This is a genomic window from Streptomyces solicavernae (assembly GCF_029968095.1).
In the GTDB taxonomy this organism is placed as follows: Bacteria; Actinomycetota; Actinomycetes; order Streptomycetales; family Streptomycetaceae; genus Streptomyces; species Streptomyces solicavernae.
The window spans coordinates 1-3,160 of record NZ_JASCIR010000078.1; the positions used below are offsets into that span (position 1 = coordinate 1).

Here is a 3,160-nt window from a genome sequence, read left to right on the forward strand (position 1 = left end):
GTGTTACTGGTCCCCCAGTCGTCCTCGTCGCCGCCCTGGCTCTTCTCGCGCAGCGAACGCACCCGGTCGGCGACGGAGTGCGGGACCCGGTCGCCGACCTTGTCGCTCACCGAGGCGAAGGCCTTGCCCGCGAACGCGCGGCCGTTCTGCGCCGCGGACTCCACCGTGTTGCGCACGGCCGGGTTCTGTGCGACCTGGCGGGCCGATTTCTTCAACTGTTCGTAACGCTCGCGTCCGGCCCGCGTGCCGATCACGTAGCCCAGGGCCAGTCCGGCGACGAACGTGAGCTTGTACCGCATGGCAGCCACCTTCCCTTGCGTCTGACGTCCGGTGCAGGGCGCCTGCCCGATACCGATTGGCGGAGCACCCCCCTGCTTGCGCTAATGTATGTGTCGCAGCGAACGCACGCCGCCCGGGAATCCCCAGGCAGGTGACGTCGTTGCAGCGGGACGATCCCCTGTAGCTCAATTGGCAGAGCAGCCGGCTGTTAACCGGCAGGTTACTGGTTCGAGTCCAGTCGGGGGAGCTCGGTCTCCTGTAGCTCAATTGGCAGAGCAGCCGGCTGTTAACCGGCAGGTTACTGGTTCGAGTCCAGTCGGGAGAGCTCAACGAGAAGGACCCCCTCGGGGGTCCTTTTTCATGCCCGGCGGAACCATGCGCCCACCAGCGGAGTCCTCATGGTCGTGCAGAGCCGACCATCCGACGCAGGAGATCGTATGAGCGGCTATGCTGCGGCAGACGGCGCGTACATGTGTACGCGACACGCCGCTTGAGGGGCGGTAGCTCAGCCGGTTAGAGCAGCGGACTCATAATCCGTCGGCCGTGGGTTCGAGTCCCACCCGCCCCACCGCGCGCAGGTCAGAAACACCTTCTGACCTGCGCAAACTTATTTTCGGAAGTCCGCGGTCGGAACTCTTGCCCGACGGAATCGACTCCGTTGGCGTTACGTCGATGAATGCGTGGGGCTGGATGGGTTCCTGAGGCTGTGACCTGCGGGGATGTTGTGACCGTTGATGCGGTGAGCTGTGCCGCGGTGGGGTCCAGTGGACGCTCAGTGGACGCGAGGTTTTTGAAACTGTAGTTCGACCTTGCGAGGGGGCGGGCCTCCCTTGCGTATGGCTGTGCACGGTTGGCGAAGGTGGCTTGGGTGCCTTCTTGAGCTACGGTGCGGCCCGCCCTGGGGGTACCCCGTTCGGTAGCCGTCGCCAACGGTTGGTTCGTGCAATGGGGCGGGATCGGCCCCACTGATGTTGAACGGCGTCCGGCCGGGGCGCTGGTGAGGTCCGGAATCACCGCACGCTCGCCGCGATCGTGGCCGACCTGCGCCGGCTCTGGTGGATGTAGGTCGAGGCTGCCCCTGCCCTGCCGACAAGAGCTGGTGCTTCAGTCATTGCGCAACGTCGTGGGGAGCTCGACCTTGCCGCAGACTTCTCCCCGCAGACGGGGTGGATCCTCGGTCAGCTCGGGCGTCGTGTCCCGCTGCCGCGATACTGCCGTCACGCGGTCCGCGACTGGCTCGTCGGAGCACTCGTCCGAACGCCCGCTCCTGCTCTCTCGCCCATCAGCCGGGGACGTTGCGTTTGCAGCCCCCGAGGGCGCCGCCCGGCGAGTGAAGGTGCAGAGGCCTGGCGTGCCACTTGAAGCACTTCACGCCATCCCACAGCAGGTCGGCTACCCCGCTATGCTGCCCAGCTCGCCGACCCAACGCACCCCCGTTCCCGTTGACCAAACACGTAGGGGCCCCACGGCACTCACGGCCCCGGCTTTGGGGAACTGTTCCGAGGGATGAAGCGTCCGTTACGTTTGGAGTGATCGTTTGGACTGAGGATGTCGGGGGCGTCGTGCTGTCGGGGAACTTCGAGGACGCGGACGCGGCGTTGGCTGAAGTGCAGGCGCTGATCGGGGAGTTCCGCCGATCGCTGGTGCTGGTGCCGATCCGGGACGGCGGGATCCTGACCGGCGACCAGGGGGGCTTGCGGTGGATCTACGCGTTCACCCGTACGGACACGCTGACGGTGTTTGCGCAGGCTCGTGGCGAGGTCGGTGAGTGGGAGTTCCGGCGCGTGTACGGGGCGCGGCTGCTGGACGAGACGCTCGCGGAGATCGACGTCCCGTGCGGGGTCGCGGTCGATATCGGCAGCGAGGGCGCGTTTCTGCTCCCGCCGGCCAAGGGGATCGTGCCGGATACGATTGCGGTGACGGAGGAGTCGGAGGGGGCGTCGTCGTGAGTGGCGGGTACAAGTTCGATCGCGAGTCGGCGAAGCTGGTCGAGCAGGGACTGAGGGCGGCGCAGAACGAGCTGGAGGAGACCGGCTACTTCTCCATCACGGCGCAGCAGGGGCACGGGTTCCAGTTCATGCTCATGTCCGGGATGGAGATGGGTTCGGGTGAACTCGCCGATGTCTTCGGGCAGTTCTGCGGCCGATGGGGACTGGGGATCCACGGCAAGATGCAGGACCTGAACGACATCGCGTACAAGCTGGGGCTGTCCGCGGGGCTGTACCACGAGCAGGAGCAGTACGTGGTCGACACCTTGAAGGAAGTGGCCGTCACAGCGGGCTCGTACAACCCGTCCGAGGGCATCGCGAACGGCGAGAAGGCCGGGGACATGTCGTGGAGTGAGGTCGGGGACCAGGTCAAACCCAAGCCCGAATACGACATGTCAATGCCGGACTGGGGCGAGATGGGGGACCAATGGGAGCAGGTCGGGGACGATTTCTCGACCTCGCCGTGGCAAGACGTTGCGGGCCCCGACCGGTGGGACGACTCCGACTGGCAGTGGGACGGGCCGCCCGAGGAACAGGGCGGCGAGCAGGGCAAGGGTGACGGGGGGAAGTAGGCCATGGGTCTGGGGGACGCGTTCAATGCTGTCGCCGGCGCGGCCAAGGACGGTGTCGAGGCCGTTGGCGAGGGTGTCGCGTGGGCAGGCGACAAGGCCGCCGACGGGCTGGAGCACGTAGGTCTGGAGGACGCCGCCGAGGGGGTCCGGGACGGGTCGGAGTGGACGGCCGACAAGCTCGGCGCCGACGTTGCCGAACGTCAGCTGGGTGAGACGGAGGATCCGAAGGAGATCATCCACGGTGACGTGGAGAAGCTGACCGAGCGGGCCGAGCATCTTCGGGATTTCTTCAAGGCCTTCGACAAGCTCGGCTCCGGCCTC

4 protein-coding genes and 3 tRNA genes are annotated in these 3,160 nt (G+C 66.5%); 6 read left to right on the forward strand and 1 reads right to left on the reverse strand.

The window, feature by feature from the left end; genetic code table 11:
• A partial coding sequence (locus QIS99_RS31925) for a YtxH domain-containing protein (protein ID WP_282517253.1) occupies window positions 1-299 on the reverse strand: 299 nt, incomplete at its 3' end.
• Between the two features lie 154 nt (window positions 300-453).
• On the opposite strand from QIS99_RS31925, the gene QIS99_RS31930 reads away from it, so the two are divergent.
• The 6 genes from QIS99_RS31930 to QIS99_RS31955 form a co-directional block, all read left to right on the forward strand.
• Window positions 454-526 (forward strand) — tRNA-Asn (locus tag QIS99_RS31930).
• A 5-nt stretch (window positions 527-531) separates the two neighbouring features.
• A tRNA-Asn gene (locus QIS99_RS31935) sits at window positions 532-604 on the forward strand.
• A 169-nt stretch (window positions 605-773) separates the two neighbouring features.
• A tRNA-Ile gene (locus tag QIS99_RS31940) sits at window positions 774-847 on the forward strand.
• Between the two features lie 994 nt (window positions 848-1,841).
• Complete coding sequence (locus tag QIS99_RS31945; protein ID WP_282517254.1) at window positions 1,842-2,228, forward strand: SseB family protein; 387 nt, start codon at window positions 1,842-1,844, stop codon at window positions 2,226-2,228.
• Entirely contained in the window at window positions 2,225-2,839 is a 615-nt protein-coding gene (locus tag QIS99_RS31950; protein WP_282517256.1) for a hypothetical protein, read from the forward strand. Before QIS99_RS31945 ends, QIS99_RS31950 begins: the two co-directional genes overlap by 4 nt.
• Before the next feature lie 3 nt (window positions 2,840-2,842).
• The coding region (locus QIS99_RS31955) for a putative T7SS-secreted protein (RefSeq protein ID WP_282517257.1) at window positions 2,843-3,160 on the forward strand (318 nt) is incomplete at its 3' end.